The organism is Nocardia sp. NPDC057663 (assembly GCF_042799895.1).
GTDB lineage: Bacteria > Actinomycetota > Actinomycetes > Mycobacteriales > Mycobacteriaceae > Nocardia.
This window is the reverse complement of the sequence record NZ_JBHVHX010000029.1, coordinates 13,940-32,630: the sequence shown is the minus strand read 5'-3', so window position 1 is coordinate 32,630 and position 18,691 is coordinate 13,940. Positions and strand designations below refer to the sequence as shown.

Here is an 18,691-nt window from a genome sequence, read left to right as displayed (position 1 = left end):
GCTTGCCGGTGTTCACATGCGCTCCGGTGCGCTGACGCCGAGCAGGGCCAGGCCGTTGGCCAGCACCTGACGGGTCGCCTTGACCAGTTCGAGCCGGGCGGCATTGAGGGGGGTGACGGCGTCGTCGCCCTTGGGCAGCACGCGCATGTCGTCGTCGGACTGGAAGGGGTGGTAGACACCGGCCAGTTCTTCGAGGTAGCGGGCGATGCGGTGCGGTTCGCGGGTCTCCGCGGCGGTCGCGACCACGCGCGGGAAATCACCGAGGGTACGGATCAGATCGCCTTCGCGCGCCGAGTCCATCAGCGCGAAATCCGGTTCCACCGAAGCGAATTCGGCGTACTTCGCGGCGTTGCCGATGATGCTGTTGGTCCGCGAGTGCGCGTACTGCACGTAGTAGACCGGGTTCTCGCTGCTCGCCTTGGTCCACAGGTCGAGATCGATGTCGATGCTCGAGTTCACCGAGGAGCGCACCAGCGAGTAGCGGGCGGCGTCGACGCCGATCTGCTCGACCAGGTCGTTCAGGGTCACCACGGTGCCGGCGCGCTTGCTCATCTTCACGGCCTGGCCGTCGCGGACCAGGTTCACCATCTGCCCGATCAGCACCTCGACGGTGTCGGGGTTGTCGCCGAACGCGGCCGCGGCGGCCTTCAGGCGGCCGATGTAGCCGTGGTGGTCGGCGCCGAGCATGTAGATGGCCAGGTCGAAGCCACGCGCGCGCTTGTTCTGGAAGTAGGCGATGTCACCGGCGATGTAGGCGGCGTTGCCGTCGCTCTTGAGGACGACGCGGTCCTTGTCGTCGCCGAACTCGGTGGACGCGATCCACCAGGCGCCGTCCTTCTCGTACAGGTTGCCCGAGTTCTTCAGCTGCTCGACGGCCTGCTCGACGGCGCCGGAGGCGAACAGTTCGCTCTCGTTGAAGTACACGTCGAAGTCGGTGCCGAAGTCGTGCAGATCCTGCTTGATCTGGGCGAACATCTGCTGCACACCCTCACGACGGAACAGCTCGTGCTGCTCGTCGGCGGGCAGGGTGAGCGCGTCGGGATGGGCGGCGACGATGCCGGAGCTGATCTCCTGGATGTACTCGCCCGCGTAGCCGTCTTCCGGGGTCGGCTCGCCGAGGGCGGCCGCGACCAGCGACTTCGCGTAGCGGTCGATCTGCGCGCCGTGGTCGTTGAAGTAGTACTCCCGGGTCACGTCGGCGCCCTGGGCGGCCAGGATGCGGCCCAGCGCGTCACCGACGGAGGCCCAGCGGGTGCCGCCGAGGTGCACGGGACCGGTCGGGTTGGCGGAGACGAACTCGAGGTTGATCTTGGTGCCGGACAGCGCCGACCCGGTGCCGAACTTCTCGCCCGCGGCCAGGATCTGCGCGACGATCACGCCCTGCGCCGAGGCGGCGAGGCGGATGTTCAGGAAGCCGGGACCTGCGACGTCGGCCACATCGATGCCGTCGGTGGCGGACAGGGCCTCGGCCAGCCAGCCGGCCAGCTCACGCGGATTGGTTCCCACCCGCTTGGCCACCTGCATGGCCACATTCGTGGCATAGTCGCCGTGTTCGGGGTTGCGCGGACGCTCCACTGTGACCTGCTCGGGCAGGACCGACGAGTCCAGTCCACGTTCGACAAGCACCTTCGCGGCGGTGGTGCGAAGGAGATCTGCAAGGTCAGCTGGAGTCACGAGTCTCTATCCTATTGGCTGGGCGCCTCGCAACCACGACCGCCCGGTACGAACGTCCCGATCCACACGTCGAAAGAGCACAGCGAGCGATGCCGAGCAGGACCAGCGCCACATCAGCCAAGGCCGTCCGGGCCGCGGGGAAGTCGTCTCCGTCCCGCAAACCCGGCAAAGGCAAGCTTCCCGGTAAGAAGAGAGAAGTCCCCTGGGCCCTGCTGGGCGCCGGTGTGGCCATCGTCGCGTTGATCGGTCTGTTGGCCTACAGCCTGGTGCCCAAGTACCTGGACCAGGCCGCCATCCGGGAAGCCCAGACCGACCTCAAGGAATGGGTGCCGTCCAAGGAGAACCAGGACCCGTCGGCGAAGATCGACGGTGTCGTCAAGCAGGACTACCCGGCCGGTCTGCACGTCACCGCGGCCCAGCGCGTCGCCTACGACAAGGCGCCCGCCTACGGCGGCCCGCACGACGGCGCGTGGGCCAACTGCACCGGCACCGTGTACGCCAAGCCGATCCGCATGGAGAACGCGGTGCACTCGCTCGAGCACGGCGCGGTCTGGATCGCCTACAACCCGGACAAGGTCGACGCCGCGGGCGTGGAGAAGCTGTCGAACTTCGTCAAGGGCCGTCAGTACTCGCTGATGTCGCCGTACCCCGGTCTCGACTCGCCGATCGCGCTGCAGTCGTGGGGTCACCAGCTCAAGCTCGATTCCGCCGACGACGCGCGGATCAAGCAGTTCATCTCCGCGATGCGCGAGAACCCGTACGCCTACCCCGAGGTCGGCGCGAGCTGCTCGAACCCGATCTTCGACGCCAACAACCCGCCGCCGTTCGACCCGGCGCCGTACGGTCCCGAGGCCGTGCCGATGGACGGTAAGGGCCTGACCCAGGACCAGTCCGAGCTCGGTGCGGGCGCGGGTCTGCCCGGTGGCACCGGTCTCCCGGGCGGCATCGGTCTCCCCGGCGGCCTTCAACTGCCGGGCACCCAACCCGCGGGCCAGTAGTGGGCACCGACACCGCGGTCGACCCCGACGACAACGCACCCGAGTCCGACGACACCGCTGCCGAGCCGGGCGCGCATCGCCCGACCGGTGCGATCCTCGTGCTCGGCGCGATCGGACTGCTCCTGCTCGGCGCGGTGGCGGGCGTGCTGCTACGGCTGCCGCTGGACAAGACCGAGACTCCTGCGCCCGGCCCTGTCGACGTGGGGTTCAGCCAGGACATGTCGGCCCACCACGCGCAGGCGGTCGACATGGCGGGCGCGGCGCTGATCGGCTCGACCGACAACGACGTGCGCAGGCTCGCCTACGACATCCTCACCACCCAGCAGAATCAGATCGGCCGGATGCAGGGCTGGTTGCAGCTGTGGGGCGAGCCGAACCAGAACGTCGACGGCTACATGGGCTGGATGACCGACCACGGCTCGGGCTCGCACGGCCACGGCGGTACGACGACCGGGCACGAGATGTCGGGGCCGATGTCGTCGATGCCGGGCATGGCGAGCCAGGAGGAGATGACCGCGCTGCGGCAGTCCACCGGCCCGGCCATGGACACGCTGTTCCTGCAGCTGATGCTGCGTCACCACCAGGGCGGTGTGCCGATGCTCGACTACGCCGCCGAGCACGCCGACACCACCGAGGTGCGCGTCCTGGCCGCGCAGATGTCCAAGACCCAGGAGGGCGAGTCCCAGCTGATGACCAGCATGCTGGCCGCCCGCGGCGCGAGCCCGCTGCCGCTGAGCTGAGCGAGCCGCCGGACCGGGTCAACCGCCCGGTCCGGCACCGTTTTTGGCGCACCGCACTCGATGCGATACGCTGTCGCTGCCCGATCGCCGCACAGCGACCGGCATCTATCCCGCCCTCGTAGCTCAGGGGATAGAGCGTCTGCCTCCGGAGCAGAAGGCCGCAGGTTCGAATCCTGCCGAGGGCACATTTCGAGGCCCCGTCCGTTCGGTCGGGGCCTCGTTTGTTTGATTCAGGTTGTTCACGCACGGTTCCACTGGTTTCGGGGCCTCGCCCCGATGACATCAGGAGCGAGGCATGACGAATCCCCCCGAAGGCCAGCAACCTCCCTTCGGCCAGCAGCCGCCCGAGGTGCCGTCCGGGCCGCCCGGATACCCGCACGCGGGATTCGGACCCGGCCAGAATCCCCCGCCCGGCAGTCCCGATGTCTTCCCGCCGCAGCAGCCGCCGAAGAAGAACCGGACCGGGTTGTTCATCGCGCTGGGCGTCGTCGCGCTGGTGGTGCTCGGCGCACTGATCACCGGCATCGTGCTCACCGTGCAGGGGCGGACTCCGCTGGCCTCGGACGAGAAGCAGATCGAGGTCGCGATTCGCGATTTCTACGACACGCTCGGCGCCGACGGGTTCGTCGCGGCCGCGCAGCTGGCGTGCGAGGCCGACCGCACCGAGATCGACAATCTCACCCCGGAGCAGCGCCAGCAGTTCGATGCCGCGACTGTCTCGGTGACCATCGACAAGGTCGAGGACATCGTCATCACCGGCGACATCGCCAAGGCGACGGTCGTCGGCAAGCTGACCCTGTCCGTGGCGGGCGAGGAGCCCAGCACCGAGGACAGCACCGAGGAGCACCTCAAGAAGGAAAACGGCACCTGGAAGATCTGCTCGGTACCGGCCACCAGACACTGACCGAACACCCGGTGACGCCTGCCGTCACTACCGCGTCCCCGCCGTTAGGCTCGCTGACTTGGGCTGCTGCGGACCGTCGCGCCGGACAGTGCTCGCCGCTTTTGCGGCGGCGGCGCTGAGCGCGACGGTCGGCAGGCCTGGTTCTGTTACCGCACAGGCGAACCCGTATTGCCCGTCGTTCACGTCCGCGCACGTCACGCGGGGTATCTTGCTTAGGCAAGCCTCATCATAGGATGGGGAGCCTTTGTGGGAAGGACGCCGATGACGTCGCGCAGTTGGAAACCTCTGGCCGGGCTGATGGCGATCGCGGTGGCCGCGCTGGGTGTCAGCGCATGCACGTCCTCCCCGGGCGACGCCGACGAGATCACCGTCTACAACGCGCAGCACGAGTCGCTCACCAAGGAGTGGGCCGCCGCGTTCACCGAGGAGACCGGCATCAAGGTCACCCTGCGTCAGGGCGGCGACACCGCACTGGGCAACCAGCTGGTCGCCGAGGGCGCGAACTCCCCCGCCGACGCCTTCCTCACCGAGAACTCCCCCGCCATGGCACTGGTGGAGAACGCCGGCCTGTTCGCCGACGTCGACAAGGCCACCCTCGACCAGGTGCCCGCCCAGTACCGGCCATCCACCGGCAAGTGGACCGGAGTCGCCGCCCGCGCAACGGTTTTCGTCTACAACAGGGACAAGCTGCCGACCGCCGGACTGCCCGCCTCGCTGCTGGATCTCGCGCAGCCGCAGTGGAAAGGCCGCTGGGGCGCAGGCACGTCCGGCGCCGATTTCCAGGCGATCGTGGCGGGCCTGCTGGCGCTGAAGGGCGAGGACGTCACCCGGACCTGGCTGCAGGGCATGAAAGCCAACGCGACCTCGCTGCAGAACAATGTGGCGACCATGAAGGCGGTCAACGCGGGCAATCCCGAGGGCGGCGTGATCTACCACTACTACTGGTACCGCGACCAGGCCAAGACCAAGGAGGGCAGCGCAAATACCGCGCTGCACTACTTCAAGAACCAGGACCCCGGCGCCTTCGTCAGCGTGTCCGGCGGCGGCGTGCTGAAGTCGAGCAAGAAGCAGGAGTCCGCGCAGAAATTCCTGGCCTACATCACCGGTAAGAAGGGGCAGGAGATCCTGCGCGACGGCACCTCGATGGAGTACCCGGTCGCCAGTGACATCGCCGCGAACCCGGCACTCCCGCCGCTGGCCGACCTGCAGGCGCCCGCGATCGACCCGAGCAAGCTCGACTCGAAGAAGGTCACCCAGCTGATGACCGAGGCGGGACTGCTGTAGGTGACCCCGCGCGCAGCGACCGAGCTCGCCCGGCAGGCGACACCACCCCGGGTCGGCCGGCCCGGGGTGTTCGTCACGCTCGCGGCGCTGACGCTGACCGCGGCGACGTTCATCCCGCTGGGCTACATCGTCTCGGTGCTGTTCGACACCGGGCTGCGCGAGGCCGCCGATCTGGTGTTCCGCCCGCGAGTCGGTGAGCTGCTGGGCAATACCGCCGCCCTGGTGGTATGCACGGTGCCGGTGTGCGTGGTGCTCGGGATCGGGCTGGCCTGGCTGGTCGAGCGCACCGATGTGCCGGGCCGGTCGTGGTGGGGTCCGGTCCTCGTCGCGCCGCTGGCGGTGCCGGCGTTCGTCAACAGTTACGGCTGGGTGAGCGCGTTCCCGTCGATGCACGGACTGTCCGCCGCGGTCGTCGTCTGCACGCTGTCGTACTTCCCGCTGGTGTATCTGCCGGTCGCCGCCACGCTGCGCAGGCTCGATCCGGCGATCGAGGAGTCGGCGCGCGCGCTCGGCTCCGGCCCGGCGGAAGTGTTCCGGCGCATCGTGGTGCCCCAGTTGCGATTGGCGATCCTCGGTGGCGGGCTGTTGATCGGCCTGCATCTGCTCGCCGAGTACGGCGCGTTCGTGATGCTGCGCTACGACACGTTCACCACCGCCATCTTCGAGCAGTATCAGAGCAGTTTCGCCGGTCCGGCCGGGAGCATGCTCGCCGGTGTCCTGGTGCTGTGCTGTCTGGCGCTGCTCGGTGGCGAGTCGCTGCTGCGCGGGAACGCCCGCTACGCCAGGCTGGGCAGTGGCGCGCCACGCGCGATACGACCGATCACCCTGGGCTGGTGGCGGATTCCGCTGTTCGGCGTGCTGGTCGCGGTGGTCGTCGCCACGCTGGGTGTGCCGCTGTGGACGATCGGGCGCTGGCTGTGGCTCGGCGGCTCGGCCGTGTGGGACATGACCACGATCGGCACGGCGCTGGGCCAGACGATCGGCTTGGCCGCGGCCGCCGCGCTGGTCACCACGCTGTGCGCCTTTCCCGTCGCCTGGATCGCCGTGCGCTCGACCAGCAGGTTCGCCCGGATGATCGAGGGCGCGAACTACATCACCAGTTCGCTGCCCGGCATCGTGATCGCCCTGGCCCTGGTGACGGTCACCATCCGCTGGACCCCGCCGCTCTATCAGACCGCGACGCTGCTCGTGCTCGCCTACGTCCTGATGTTCCTGCCCCGCGCGCTGGTGAGCGTGCGGGCCGGGCTGGCGCAGGTGCCGGCCGGGCTGGAGGAGGTGTCACGGTCGCTGGGTGAGTCGGCCTCGGCCACCTTCTTCCGGGTGACGCTGCGGATGACCGCCCCCGCCGCCGCATCGGCCGCCGCACTCGTCTTCGTCGCGGTATCCACCGAACTCACCGCGACACTGCTGTTGGCGCCCAACGGAACTCGCACCCTGGCCATGCAATTCTGGGGCCTGTCGGGCGAACTCGACTACGCCGCCGCGGCGCCGTACGCGCTGATCATGATCGTCGCCGCCGTCCCGGTGACCTATCTGCTGTTCACCCAGTCCAGAAAGGCGGCCGGGGTATGAGTCGGCTTGTCGTCAGCGAGGTGTCGAAGACGTTCGGTGCCACCCGGGTACTGGACCACATCGATCTCGATGTCCCCGACGGCACCGCCGCCGCCGTCGTCGGTGCGTCGGGCTGCGGCAAGACGACGCTGCTGCGGGTGATCGCCGGCTTCGAGGCGCCCGATACCGGTTCGGTCCAGCTGGGCACGGAAACCGTTGTGCGGCAGAATGTCTGCCTGCCGCCGCAGCGCAGGCGGATCGGCTACGTCGCCCAGGACGGCGCGCTGTTCCCGCACCTGAGCGTCGCAGGCAACATCGCCTACGGTCTGCACACCGGCCTGCGGGGAGCCGCCGCCCGGCTGCGCCGTCACCGCGACCGCGACCGCATCACCGAACTGCTGGCGATGGTGTCGCTGGACGCGAGCTTCGCCGATCGCTTACCCCACCAGCTCTCCGGCGGCCAGCAGCAGCGCGTGGCACTGGCGCGTGCGCTGGCCCGCAAACCCGCCCTGATGCTGCTCGACGAGCCCTTCAGCGCCCTCGACACCGGCTTGCGCGCCACCACCAGGCAGGCCGTCGCCGAGACCCTGCGCGCCGCCGGGATGACCAGCATCCTCGTCACCCACGACCAGGAAGAAGCACTGAGTTTCGCCGAACAGGTCGCCGTCATGCGCGACGGGCGGTTCACCCAGGTCGGCCCGCCGCAGCACGTCTACCACCACCCCGCCGACTTGTTCACCGCCCGCTTCCTGGGCGACTGCGTCCTGCTCGACGCCCTCTGCGAGGCCGACATCGCCAAGTCCGCGCTCGGCCCGGTCCCGGTGCAGCAGCACGCCCCCACCGGCCAGACCACGCTGATGCTGCGCCCCGAACAGCTGACCGCACAGGTCGTCACCACCGACCATCCGCACAGCGGCACCGTGACGGAGGTGGACTTCCGCGGCCCCGATGTCATCCTGACCATCGACCTCGCCGAGGGCGCGGGCACGGTCACGGTCCGCCGGACAGGCACGGAAGCCCCCACCCAGGGCGACAGAGTGCGCCTGACAGTCCAAGGCACCGCGATGGCCTACGAAAAATCGTGAAGCCGCGGACCGGCTGAACACCCATCATGTTCAGCCGGTCCATCGAGCGAGCGGCGGGAATTGAACCCGCGTAAACGGCTTTGCAGACCGTTGCCTCAACCACTCAGCCACGCCCGCCTCGCCCTAGAGATTGCCGTGGCCGGGCCCGGCTGACCATGGTTGTGCTCAGCGTGAGCGTAATTCGGGCAACGCACGCGGCCCGGTCCATGCGACGCACCTGAGCCGTGGCGACCTGGCACTATGCGATGATCAATGCCATGTCTCGGCCACGACCGCTTCCGCATGACCCGATCGCCGAAGCACATCGGCAGTGGACCGGGCACGGCTGGGGTGCGGTCGCCGACGGCATGGCCGCGGTGACCTCGCTGGTCCGGGCGCAGCAGATCGTGATGGCCAGGGTGGACGAGGCGCTCAAACCCTCGGGCCTGACCTTCTCCCGCTACGAACTGCTGCAACTGCTCAGTTTCAGCAAGACCGGCGCCCTGCCGATGGCCAAGGCCAGTGCGCGCTTGCAGGTGCATCCGACGAGCGTGACCAATACCGTGGATCGACTCGAGGCCGCCGGTCTGGTGGTCCGGGTGCCACATCCGACCGACCGGCGCGCGACGCTCATCGAGATCACCGACGCGGGAAGGGAATTGGTCGCCGAGGCGACCGCATCGCTGAACGCGCAGGTGTTCGCCGAGCCGGGACTGCCACCGGACCGGATCCGCGAACTGCTGACGCTGCTCGCCGAGTTCCGCCACGAGGCGGGCGACTATGAGGATTCCGGCGAGCAAAACCTCGCATTCCACGCGACATAGCAACCGACGGGCGAATCACCGGCCGACTCGCTTGGCAGGTAGCGGAAATTGGTCCACCATGTAGCCCATGGTGCTGGTCCTGGGGGTATCGGCGGGCGCGGGTGGTGCCCGCGCCGTGCTGACCCACTCCGATCAGCCGCACCTGCCGCCGGTGGACCACATCCGGCTACCGCGCAGGGCGGGCGGATCGGTCGAAGAAGCGGTGTTGTCGGCGATCCGCCGGATGCGCGTGGCGGCGCTCGCGCGCGGCGAGTGCGTCACGGCCGCCGCGGTGACCTGTCGCAGCGAGCTGCACGCCGACGCGATCAGAGCGGCGGTCGGCTCCGGTGTCGGCATCGTCGACGAACCGCTGGCGCAATTGCGCTATCTGCGTTTCACCGGCATGCTGCCCGCCTGCGCCTCGGTGATCCTCTACGACCTCGGCTGCTCGGGTTTGACTGTCACCCATGCCGATTGCCGCACCGACACGATTCTGGCGAGCAAGCGCAGCACCGTCCTCAGCGGCGACGGCTACGACGCCCTGCTGCGCTGGCAACTGGCCCGCGGCGGGGTGCTGGCCGACGCGCGCACCAGCCGCGCGCACCGCGAGTCGCTGAGCCAGGCGCGGGTGGTGACCGCGGCCGACGCCGACACCGGCGGCCGGGCGGTGGTGACCCGCAGCGATCTGGCCGAACTGTGCGAGGCCGGGCTGCATCATTCGGCCTCGTTCGTGCGTCAGCTGGTCGAGGAGACCGGCGTGCAACCGGGCGCGCTGGTGCTGCTCGGCGGCTGCACCCGCAACCCGACCCTGCGCGCCGACCTGGCCCAGCGAATCGGCCTGCCCATCGTCTACGACCCCGAGCCCGACTACGTCTCGGCGCGCGGCGCGGTTCTCCTGGCGGCGCAGCGCCCGTCTCGCCTGCGCATGCCGCGCCTGCGGGCGGGGGCGGCACTGTCTACGCGCGCCGGGCCGCAGGGGCCCGGCCGCCGAAAACTCATCGCCGCGGTGGCGGTGACGGCGACACTGGGCGGGACGATCGCCGGGTTGCTCGGCACCGACAATTCGTCGGCGCGGTTACCCGAACAGGGCACCGCGCCGACTCCTGCCCAGCTCATTGATGGTTCGCTGCGCCTGAAACAGAACTAGCTGTTGGTGAAGTTCGGCGGGCGCTTCTCGACGAAGGCGGCCATGCCTTCCTTCTGATCGTCGGTGGCGAACAGCGAGTGGAACACCCGGCGCTCGAACAGCAGGCCCTCGGCGAGCGTGGTCTCGAAGGCGCGGTTCACTGCCTCCTTGGCGATCATCGCGACCGGCAGCGACATCGAGGCGATGGTCTGGGCGGTCTCGAGCGCGGTGTCGAGCAGCTGGTCGGCGGGCACGATCCGTGACACCAGACCGGCGCGCTCGGCTTCCTCCACACCCATATTCCGGCCGGTCAGGATCAGGTCCATCGCCTTGGCCTTGCCGATCGCGCGGGTCAGCCGCTGTGAGCCGCCGATGCCGGGGATCACGCCGAGTTTGATCTCGGGCTGGCCGAACTTGGCGGTGTCGGCGGCGATCAGGATGTCGCACAGCATCGCCAGCTCACAGCCGCCGCCGAGGGCGTAGCCCGCGACCGCGGCGATGGTCGGCTTGCGGAAGTTCGCCAGCCGGTCCCAGCGGGCGAAGAAATCGGACATGTACATGTCCATGTACGACTTGGGCGCCATCTCCTTGATGTCGGCCCCGGCCGCGAAGGCCTTCTCCGATCCGGTGATGACCACGGCGCCGATCGAGTCGTCGCGCTCGAGCTCGTCGAGCGCGCCGATGACGTCGTCGAGGACCTGCGCATTGAGAGCGTTGAGCGCCTTGGGCCGGTTCAGCGTGATCCAGCCGACCCCGCCCTTACCCTTGCTGCCACCCTTGCGTTCCAGCAGAATCGTCTCGAAATCGGTCACCAGGCACCCTCTTGTTCATCAGCGGTCACGGATGGTGCAAGACGATACCGAGCCGGATCGTCCACCGGCTACGCGGGCAAACCCAGTTCGCCCGTGCCGAGCGGGGCGAAGTAGGCGTCGACCTGGGCCGCGGTGACCTCGGCGAGCGTGGCGGGCGACCAGCGCGGCGTGCGGTCCTTGTCGATCACCTGGGCGCGGATACCCTCGGCCAGATCGTGAGTGCTCAACGCGGCCACGGTGATCCGGAATTCGATATTCAGCGCGGCGGCCAACGACGGCAGCGTGCGGGCATTACGCAGCGCGCGCAGGGTGGCCTTCACCGCGACCGGCGACTTGGCCAGTAGGTCCTCGGCGGCCTTGGTCGCCTCGGGCGAGCCGGCCGAGCGCAGTGCCTCGACGATCTCCTCGACGGTGTCGGCGGCGTAGCAGGCATCAATCCAGTCGCGCTGCGCCGCCAGCTCGGATTCCGGTGCGGGCGTGGCGAATCGGGCGATGGCCTCGTCGGCGGGGGTGGTGCGCAGCGCGTCGAGCAGGGCGGGCAGGTCGGCCGACGGCACGAAGGCGTCGGCGAAGCCGGCCGTGATGGCGTCGCCCGCGCCCATCCGGGCGGTCGTGAGCGCGACGTGGGTGCCCAGCTCACCGGGCGTGTGCGAGAGCAGGTAGGTGCCGCCGACGTCGGGGACGAAACCGATGCCGGTCTCCGGCATGCCGATCTGCGAGCGCTCGGTGACGATGCGATGGCTGCCGTGCGCGGACACGCCGACACCGCCGCCCATCACGATGCCGTCCATGATCGCCACATACGGCTTCGGGTAGCTGCCGATCAGGTCGTTGAGCAGGTATTCGTCGCGCCAGAACGCCGCGGTCGCGGTCTGCAGCAGCACCGGCGCCGAGGGACCGCCGTCGTTGATCGCCTTGGCGTCGCGGTGGATGGCGACGATGTCGCCGCCCGCGCACAGGCCACGCTCGCCCGCACCGACGATCGCGACGGTCCGGATCGCCGGATCGGCGGCCCAGGTACCCAGCGCCTCGGTGATCGCGAGGCTCATCGAGTGGTTGAGCGCGTTGATCGCGCGCGGCCGGTTCAGGGTGATCAGGCCGAGCCCGTCGCGTACCTCGAACAGCACTTCCGCTTCACTCATGCTGGTCACGATAAAGTCGGCCATCCGCGCATCCGAAACTCCGGCGTACGCGATGTGACGCATGCCACCGCGGCCCGCTGGGGCACAATCGGGGCATGGGCACCGACCATTTCGTGCGGATCACCCGGCTGCGCGCGCTGATCGAGCACGAGAACACCGGCGCGGGCGAGCGAGCCACCGCGCAGCGCATGCTCGATCGGATTCTGCGGAACTCCCACAGCCACAACGCTTCTCCCGCGTCATCGGACCGCGTCTACGGCGCACGGCACGATCGCCCCGGCAGGCACGCGAGCACCGCGTCGATCGTCGAGTCGGTCCGCGACGACATCGCCTTCGCCCGGAATTTCGCCGTCGTCGGCGGACCGAGCGAGCTGACGGTGCACAGCCCGCTCGCGGCCGCGCCCGCCGAACTCACGGTGGCGGTTACCACACCGTTCGCCGATCAGATCGTCGTCACCATCGACGGCATCCCGCCCGCGTGGGGCTGGGAATCCGACGAGTTCGACCGCACCACGGCGACCGCGGACCTGCGCAGGCTGGCCGACGAGCTGGCCGAGATCATCGACAGCTACAACCACGACGGCGCCGACGTGGGACCGCGATTCTTCCGCACCATCCGCGCACAGGAAACCACCCTGATCCGCTGACTCAGTCCGGCTGTCTCGGCCCGACGACCAGCACGACCAGGCCGACGGTGAGCACGACCGCGCCGCTCGCCAGCACCACGCTCGCGACGGCGGGCCCGCCGTCGGTGTAGTCGGCGACCGCCTGGGCGACCGCGCCCGCCACCGCCGCCGCGCCACCGAGCACGAGGACCGGCTCCCGGCGGATCGCGTACAGCACCAGACACAGCGCCCCGACCAGCGCGGTCAGCACCGGCCGCCACGGCGATTCGCCGATCGTCACCGATTGCGCGCCCACCACCGCGATCAGCCCGCCGATCAGATAGCCGGCCCACTCCGCGACGAACAGCCGGGCCCAGGCGAGCACGAACCACAGCGCACCGAACAGCAGCAACAGCACACCGGGCCACGCGGACCGGTAGTCGAACAGCTCCGACGTCACGTTCACGACACTCGCGATACCGAACCCGCCCATCGCGACCATGCCGAGCACACTGGGCACCAGCAGATAGCCGAGGACCGCCATCAGCAGCCCCGCGACCGATGCCGTGATCTCCGCGGCTTCCCCACCGCCGTCGCCGAAGGCCGTGGCCACCGCACCGCACACCGCGCCGGCGGCCAGCACGAGCAGCACCGCCGCGAGCCTGCTTCGCCCCGCCGAGGCGATCGGCACCCGCCGGAACACCCCGTCACAGCCGCCGGCCAGCACCACCGCTCCCCCGGCCGCACAACCGGCGACGACCAGCAACAACACCACCCGACCGGTCTGCGCCACATCCGTCCACGCCCGCCCGAGGAACAGCGCCACACCAGCGGCCACCAAGCCCGCACCGAGGTAGGCGACGATCTCGGCGGTCACCCGGCCCGCACTAGCCCGCCCCGCGTGTTCCTCGGCATCCACGGCCCGCAACACCGCCCCGCGCTGCTCACCGCTGATCACCCCCGCCGCCACCAGCCGCTCCAGCGCCACACCCACCCGATGTTCGCGAACCATCCGTCGAGTATGTCGAGCTGCGGTGATGTTTCGACCGAATCACGCACGCCGCGTTTCGCACCATGGTGACCCAGTTCATACTAGAATTAGTTGGACGTCCTAATATTGGGCGCCCATCACCTGCGGAGGCGGTCATGAGCGAGTCCAGCGCACTGCACGTGCCGGTCCATCCCGTGCGGTTCGTGACCTCGGCGGCGTTGTTCGACGGGCACGACGCGGCGATCAACATCATGCGGCGGATCCTGCAGTCCCAGGGGGCCGAGGTGATCCACCTGGGCCACAACCGATCGGTCCGCGAGATCGTCGACGCGGTCGTCGAGGAGGACGTCCAGGGCGTCGCGGTCAGCTCGTATCAGGGCGGGCACATCGAGTTCTTCGAGTACCTGGCCCAGGCCCTGCGCGAAGCGGGCGCGGGTGACGTGCGGATCTTCGGCGGTGGCGGCGGCGTGATCGTCGCCGAGGAGATCGAGCGGCTCGCGCGCAGCGGCGTGCGGATCTTCTCCCCCGAGGACGGTCAGCGGCTCGGCCTGCCCGGCATGATCAACGAACTGATCCGGGTCTGCGATGTCGATCCCGCCGAGACACTGCCCGACCTCGACGCGCTCTACACGGGTGACCGGAATGCCCTGGCGCGCACCATCACCTGCCTGCAGCAGGGCGCACTGCCCGAAGCCGACCGGACCGCGATCCTGGCGGCGGCGGACAAGCGCCGGGTGCCGGTCCTGGGCATCACCGGCACCGGCGGGTCGGGAAAGTCCTCGCTCACCGACGAATTGGTGCGCAGGCTGCGCACCGACCAGCAGGACAAGCTACGCATCGCGGTCCTCGCGATCGACCCGACCCGGCGCCGGGCGGGCGGCGCGCTGCTCGGCGACCGCATCCGGATGAACGCGCTCGACGGCGAGCACGTGTACTTCCGTTCGCTGGCCACCCGCGGCAATCACGAACTACCCGACGACATCGACACCATGATCGCCGCCTGCCGGGCCGCGGGCCACGACCTGGTGATCCTGGAGACGCCCGGCATCGGCCAGGGCGACGCGGGCATCGTCGATCACGTCGACGTGGCGCTGTATGTGATGACGCCGGAGTTCGGCGCCGCCTCCCAGCTCGAGAAGATCGACATGCTCGACTATGCCGACGTCGTCGCGGTCAACAAGTACGAACGCCGTGGCGCGGCGGACGCGATCCGCGACGTGGCCCGCCAATTGATCCGCAACCGTGCCGAATTCGGCGCCGCCCCGGCGGACATGCCGGTCTTCGGCACCAGCGCCGCCACCTTCGACGACGACGGCGTCACCGCCCTCTACCACCATCTGATCGGCCTGCTCACCGAGCACGGACTCACCGTCGAGCCGGGCGCCCTGCCGCACGTCGACACCAAGGTCTCCACCCGGTTCGCCCAGCTGGTGCCGCCTTCGCGAGTGCGCTACCTGGCCGAGATCGCCGAGACGGTCCGCGCCTACCACGCCGACACCGCGCGGGAAGGCGCTGCGGCGCAACGCATTCAACGACTGCGCTTGGTCAACGACGAACTGCCCGACGACGCGGCGGTCGCCGAGCTGCTGGCCGCCGCCCGCACCGCGCTGTCCCCCGAGTCGACCGCGCTGCTGGCCGAGTGGCCCGCCGTCGCCGAGAGCTACCGTGGCGACGAGCAGGTGGTCCGGGTGCGCGACCGCGAGATCCGCACCCCGCTGCGGCGCGAATCGCTGTCCGGCTCCAGCATCGCGCGCGTGGCCCTGCCCCGCTACACCGACGACGGCGAGCTGCTGCGCTTCCTGCGCGCCGAGAACCTGCCGGGCCGATTCCCGTTCACCGCAGGCGTTTTCCCGTTCAAGCGGGACAACGAGGACCCGGCCAGGATGTTCGCCGGCGAGGGCGATCCGGCGCGCACCAATCGCCGGTTCAAGGTCCTCAGCGCGCACGCCGAGGCGACCCGGCTGTCCACCGCGTTCGACTCTGTCACCCTCTACGGCCACGACCCGGCCGAACGCCCCGACATCTACGGCAAGGTCGGCACCTCCGGTGTCTCGGTGGCCACCATCGAGGACATGCGCACCCTGTTCGACGGTTTCGACCTGTGCGCCCCGACCACCTCGGTGTCGATGACGATCAACGGCCCCGCGCCCACCATCCTCGCGTTCTTCCTCAATGCCGCGATAGATCAAGCGCTGCAACGCTTCACGGATGCGGAGGGCCGCGAGCCGACCCCCGCGGAGGCGGCCGAGGTGCGGGCGCGCACCCTGTCCACCGTGCGCGGCACCGTGCAGGCCGACATCCTCAAGGAGGACCAGGGCCAGAACACCTGCCTGTTCTCCACCGAATTCAGCCTGCGGATGATGGCCGATATCCAGGAATGGTTCGTGCGCAACGACGTGCGCAATTTCTATTCGGTGTCAATCTCCGGCTATCACATCGCCGAGGCGGGCGCGAACCCGATCAGTCAGCTGGCCTTCACCCTGGCCAACGGATTCACCTATGTGGAGACCTATCTCGCCCGCGGCCTGGCGATCGACGACTTCGCGCCGAATCTGTCGTTCTTCTTCTCCAACGGCATGGACCCCGAATACACGGTGATCGGCCGCGTCGCCCGACGCATCTGGGCGATCGCGATGCGCGACTGCTACGGCGGCGGCGAGCGCGCGCAGAAACTCAAGTACCACGTGCAGACCTCGGGTCGTTCGCTGCACGCGCAGGAAATGCAGTTCAACGACATCCGCACCACGCTGCAGGCGCTGATCGCCGTCTACGACAATTGCAACAGCCTGCACACCAATGCCTTCGACGAGGCGGTGACCACCCCCACCGAGGATTCGGTGCGCCGGGCGCTGGCGATCCAGCTCATCATCGCCAAGGAATGGGGACTGGCGGTCAACGAGAATCCGCTGCAGGGCAGTTTCGTCATCGACGAGCTCACCGACCTGGTCGAGGAGGCGGTACTGCTCGAATTCGAGCGGATCAGCGAACGCGGCGGCGTGCTCGGCGCCATGGAGACCGGCTATCAGCGCGGCCGCATCCAGGACGAGTCGATGCGCTACGAGCAGCGCAAACACGACGGATCGCTGCCGATCGTCGGCGTGAACACCTTCCGCGGGCACGACGACGGCGCCGCGCACGGCCCGCTCGAACTAGCCCGCGGCACCGAGCAGGAACGCCGTTCCCAACTGGACCGGTTGCGCGCCTTCCAGGACGAGAACGCCGAGGAATCCCATCATGCGCTGGCCCGGCTGGCCGAGGTCGCCCATACCGACGGCAATATTTTCGACGTGCTGATGGACGCGGCGCGGGTGTGCACGCTGCAGCAGGTCACCGACGCATTCTTCGCGGTCGGTGGACAGTATCGACGAACCGTCTGACGCGATAGCCGGGAGCGTGCATCCAGCCACACCCGGCGCCCGCGTGTGACAATTGCCGCCAGCACAGGGCAGCGGCGGCGATGGGACGTAGAGCATGGACCTGACGGACCTCGACATCATCGATGCGCACATCCACCAGTGGGATCCACGCACGACACCTCGCCAATTCAGCAAGCTCGCCACCCTGCTGCGGTATCTCCCGCTGCCGGTCGATATCGCGGCGAAACTGGCGCCACGGCGCGACCGCGAATTCGTCGGTGACCCGTCCGCCTATCTGGGTCCGTATCTGCCCGCCGATTACCGGGCCGACCTCGGGACGACCCGGGTGGACGCGATCGCGCACATCGAAGTGGAATGGACCGGCTGGAAGCCCGACGAAACCCGATGGGTGGCCAGTCTGCCGTTCGGTGTCGACACCCCGGCCCTGGCCGCGATCATCGCGTCGGCCGATCCCGCCGCCGCGGACTTCGGCGCGGTCCTGGACGCGCATCAATCGGCCTCGCCGCTGCTGCGCGGGATCAGGACCATGGTCGCCCACCATCCCGATCCGGCCGTGAAATCGTTCGCGCCGAACGACAGCGCCCTCACCGCCCCCGCCTTCCTGAACGGTTTCACCCAGCTCGCCCAGCGCGGCCTGTCCTTCGACGCCTGGGTGTACTCGGTGCAGCTCCCCGATGTGACGGCGCTGGCCGAGCGCTTCCCCGAGGTGCCGATCGTGCTCGACCATCTGGGAACGCCCGCCGGCATCTTCGGACCGGTCGGCAAGAACACCGGGCACACCGCTGCCCAGCGCGAGGCCCTGTTCGCCCGCTGGCGCGACGACCTCACCGACCTGGCCGCCCAGCCCCAGGTCGTGGCCAAGGTGAGCGGGCTGATGATGCCGGTGCTCGGTCATCCGGTGCCACCGCGCGGCGCCCCGACGCCGGTGCCGGAGCTGGTCGAGCGGGTGTGGCCGTTGCTCGCCCACGCGCTGGCGGTGTTCGGCCCCGACCGGTTGATCTGGGGTTCGAACTTCCCGGTCGACAAGCCGATCACCAGCATCACCGGCGCGGTCGACACCGTGGCCACCGCGCTCACCGAGGCGGGCGCCGACCAGGACACGCTGCGGAAGGTGTTCGGCGGCAATGCCGCCCGCGTGTACCGGGTGGACACGGCATCGTGAATCGCCGCGGTCCCGGCGGCTGTCGGTGGCCCGGTTTAGCATCGCCGGCATGAAGGCAACCGGCACGTTCGAAGTCACCGCGTTCGACCCCACCGACCTGCAGCCGCAGCCACCCATCAGCACCGGGCTGCCCGTCGGCGTGACCCGCATGACGAAGGTCTACGCCGGCGAGATCACGGGCACCTCGGCGACGCTGTTCACCGCGGCGTTCGACATGTCCTCCGGGGCGGGCACCTACATCGCCATGGAGTCGTTCGAGGGCGCACTGGACGACAAGGCCGGCGCGTTCAACTTCGTCCACTCGGCCACCACCGGTGGCACCGATCGCACCGACGAGTTCTTCCACATCGTGCCCGCGAGCGGCACCGGCGAGCTCACCGGCATCACCGGCACCGGTGCGCTCTACGTCGATGCCACCGGCGGCCACCACATCTGGTTCGAGTACGACCTGCCCTGAC

16 protein-coding genes and 2 tRNA genes are annotated in these 18,691 nt (G+C 69.2%); 13 read left to right on the top strand and 5 right to left on the bottom strand.

The window, feature by feature from the left end; genetic code table 11:
- Nucleotides 1–12: 12 nt before the first annotated feature.
- Nucleotides 13–1,674, bottom strand: coding sequence for an arginine--tRNA ligase (argS, locus tag ACFVAV_RS33090; protein WP_379039544.1), 1,662 nt, complete (start codon nt 1,672–1,674; stop codon nt 13–15).
- 89 nt (nt 1,675–1,763) lie between these two features.
- Between argS and ACFVAV_RS33085 the strand changes: the two genes are divergently transcribed.
- The 7 genes from ACFVAV_RS33085 (at nt 1,764) to ACFVAV_RS33055 (ending at nt 8,236) form a co-directional block, all read left to right on the top strand.
- Nucleotides 1,764–2,672 (top strand): DUF3105 domain-containing protein, encoded by a 909-nt coding sequence (locus ACFVAV_RS33085; protein WP_379039543.1) that lies wholly within the window; start codon nt 1,764–1,766, stop codon nt 2,670–2,672.
- Entirely contained in the window at nt 2,672–3,412 is a 741-nt protein-coding gene (locus ACFVAV_RS33080; protein WP_379039542.1) for a DUF305 domain-containing protein, read from the top strand. The genes ACFVAV_RS33085 and ACFVAV_RS33080 overlap by 1 nt, the downstream gene beginning before the upstream one ends.
- Nucleotides 3,413–3,524: 112 nt before the next feature.
- Nucleotides 3,525–3,597 (top strand) — tRNA-Arg (locus ACFVAV_RS33075).
- A 110-nt stretch (nt 3,598–3,707) separates the two neighbouring features.
- On the top strand, nt 3,708–4,316 hold the full coding sequence (locus tag ACFVAV_RS33070) for a hypothetical protein (RefSeq protein ID WP_379039540.1): 609 nt from the start codon (nt 3,708–3,710) through the stop codon (nt 4,314–4,316).
- A 261-nt stretch (nt 4,317–4,577) separates the two neighbouring features.
- Nucleotides 4,578–5,600, top strand: coding sequence for an iron ABC transporter substrate-binding protein (locus ACFVAV_RS33065; protein WP_379039538.1), 1,023 nt, complete (start codon nt 4,578–4,580; stop codon nt 5,598–5,600).
- Entirely contained in the window at nt 5,601–7,172 is a 1,572-nt protein-coding gene (locus ACFVAV_RS33060) for an ABC transporter permease (protein ID WP_379039537.1), read from the top strand.
- Nucleotides 7,169–8,236 carry an ABC transporter ATP-binding protein gene (locus ACFVAV_RS33055; RefSeq protein ID WP_379039536.1) on the top strand — a complete coding sequence of 356 codons (1,068 nt, stop codon included), beginning with the start codon at nt 7,169–7,171 and terminating at the stop codon, nt 8,234–8,236. The genes ACFVAV_RS33060 and ACFVAV_RS33055 overlap by 4 nt, the downstream gene beginning before the upstream one ends.
- Nucleotides 8,237–8,281: 45 nt before the next feature.
- Here ACFVAV_RS33055 and ACFVAV_RS33050 read toward each other — a convergent pair.
- Nucleotides 8,282–8,353 (bottom strand) — tRNA-Cys (locus ACFVAV_RS33050).
- Between the two features lie 140 nt (nt 8,354–8,493).
- Between ACFVAV_RS33050 and ACFVAV_RS33045 the strand changes: the two genes are divergently transcribed.
- The gene (locus ACFVAV_RS33045) at nt 8,494–9,039 is read left to right on the top strand and encodes a MarR family winged helix-turn-helix transcriptional regulator (RefSeq protein ID WP_379039534.1); all 546 of its coding nucleotides are present in this window, start codon (nt 8,494–8,496) and stop codon (nt 9,037–9,039) included.
- Nucleotides 9,040–9,106: 67 nt separating this feature from the next.
- Entirely contained in the window at nt 9,107–10,165 is a 1,059-nt protein-coding gene (locus ACFVAV_RS33040; RefSeq protein ID WP_379039533.1) for a hypothetical protein, read from the top strand.
- On the opposite strand, the gene ACFVAV_RS33035 is transcribed toward ACFVAV_RS33040, so the two are convergent.
- Both ACFVAV_RS33035 and ACFVAV_RS33030 read right to left on the bottom strand, forming a co-directional pair.
- Nucleotides 10,162–10,956, bottom strand: coding sequence for an enoyl-CoA hydratase (locus ACFVAV_RS33035; RefSeq protein WP_379039532.1), 795 nt, complete (start codon nt 10,954–10,956; stop codon nt 10,162–10,164). The two genes, ACFVAV_RS33040 and ACFVAV_RS33035, sit on opposite strands and share 4 nt — an antisense overlap.
- 68 nt (nt 10,957–11,024) lie before the next feature.
- Complete coding sequence (locus tag ACFVAV_RS33030) at nt 11,025–12,098, bottom strand: enoyl-CoA hydratase/isomerase family protein (protein WP_379039530.1); 1,074 nt, start codon at nt 12,096–12,098, stop codon at nt 11,025–11,027.
- Nucleotides 12,099–12,193: 95 nt separating this feature from the next.
- Between ACFVAV_RS33030 and ACFVAV_RS33025 the strand changes: the two genes are divergently transcribed.
- Complete coding sequence (locus ACFVAV_RS33025) at nt 12,194–12,745, top strand: hypothetical protein (RefSeq protein ID WP_379039529.1); 552 nt, start codon at nt 12,194–12,196, stop codon at nt 12,743–12,745.
- Between the two features lies 1 nt (nt 12,746).
- On the opposite strand, the gene ACFVAV_RS33020 is transcribed toward ACFVAV_RS33025, so the two are convergent.
- Nucleotides 12,747–13,715 carry a DUF2157 domain-containing protein gene (locus ACFVAV_RS33020; protein WP_379039528.1) on the bottom strand — a complete coding sequence of 323 codons (969 nt, stop codon included), beginning with the start codon at nt 13,713–13,715 and terminating at the stop codon, nt 12,747–12,749.
- A 134-nt stretch (nt 13,716–13,849) separates the two neighbouring features.
- Here ACFVAV_RS33020 and icmF point away from each other — a divergent pair, with 134 nt between their 5' ends.
- The 3 genes from icmF (at nt 13,850) to ACFVAV_RS33005 (ending at nt 18,690) form a co-directional block, all read left to right on the top strand.
- Nucleotides 13,850–17,071, top strand: coding sequence for a fused isobutyryl-CoA mutase/GTPase IcmF (gene icmF / locus ACFVAV_RS33015; protein WP_379039527.1), 3,222 nt, complete (start codon nt 13,850–13,852; stop codon nt 17,069–17,071).
- Between the two features lie 94 nt (nt 17,072–17,165).
- Entirely contained in the window at nt 17,166–18,233 is a 1,068-nt protein-coding gene (locus ACFVAV_RS33010; protein ID WP_379039526.1) for an amidohydrolase family protein, read from the top strand.
- A gap of 49 nt (nt 18,234–18,282) precedes the next feature.
- Nucleotides 18,283–18,690, top strand: a complete 408-nt coding sequence (locus ACFVAV_RS33005) for a DUF3224 domain-containing protein (protein WP_379039525.1) — start codon at nt 18,283–18,285, stop codon at nt 18,688–18,690.
- Nucleotide 18,691 lies beyond the last annotated feature (1 nt).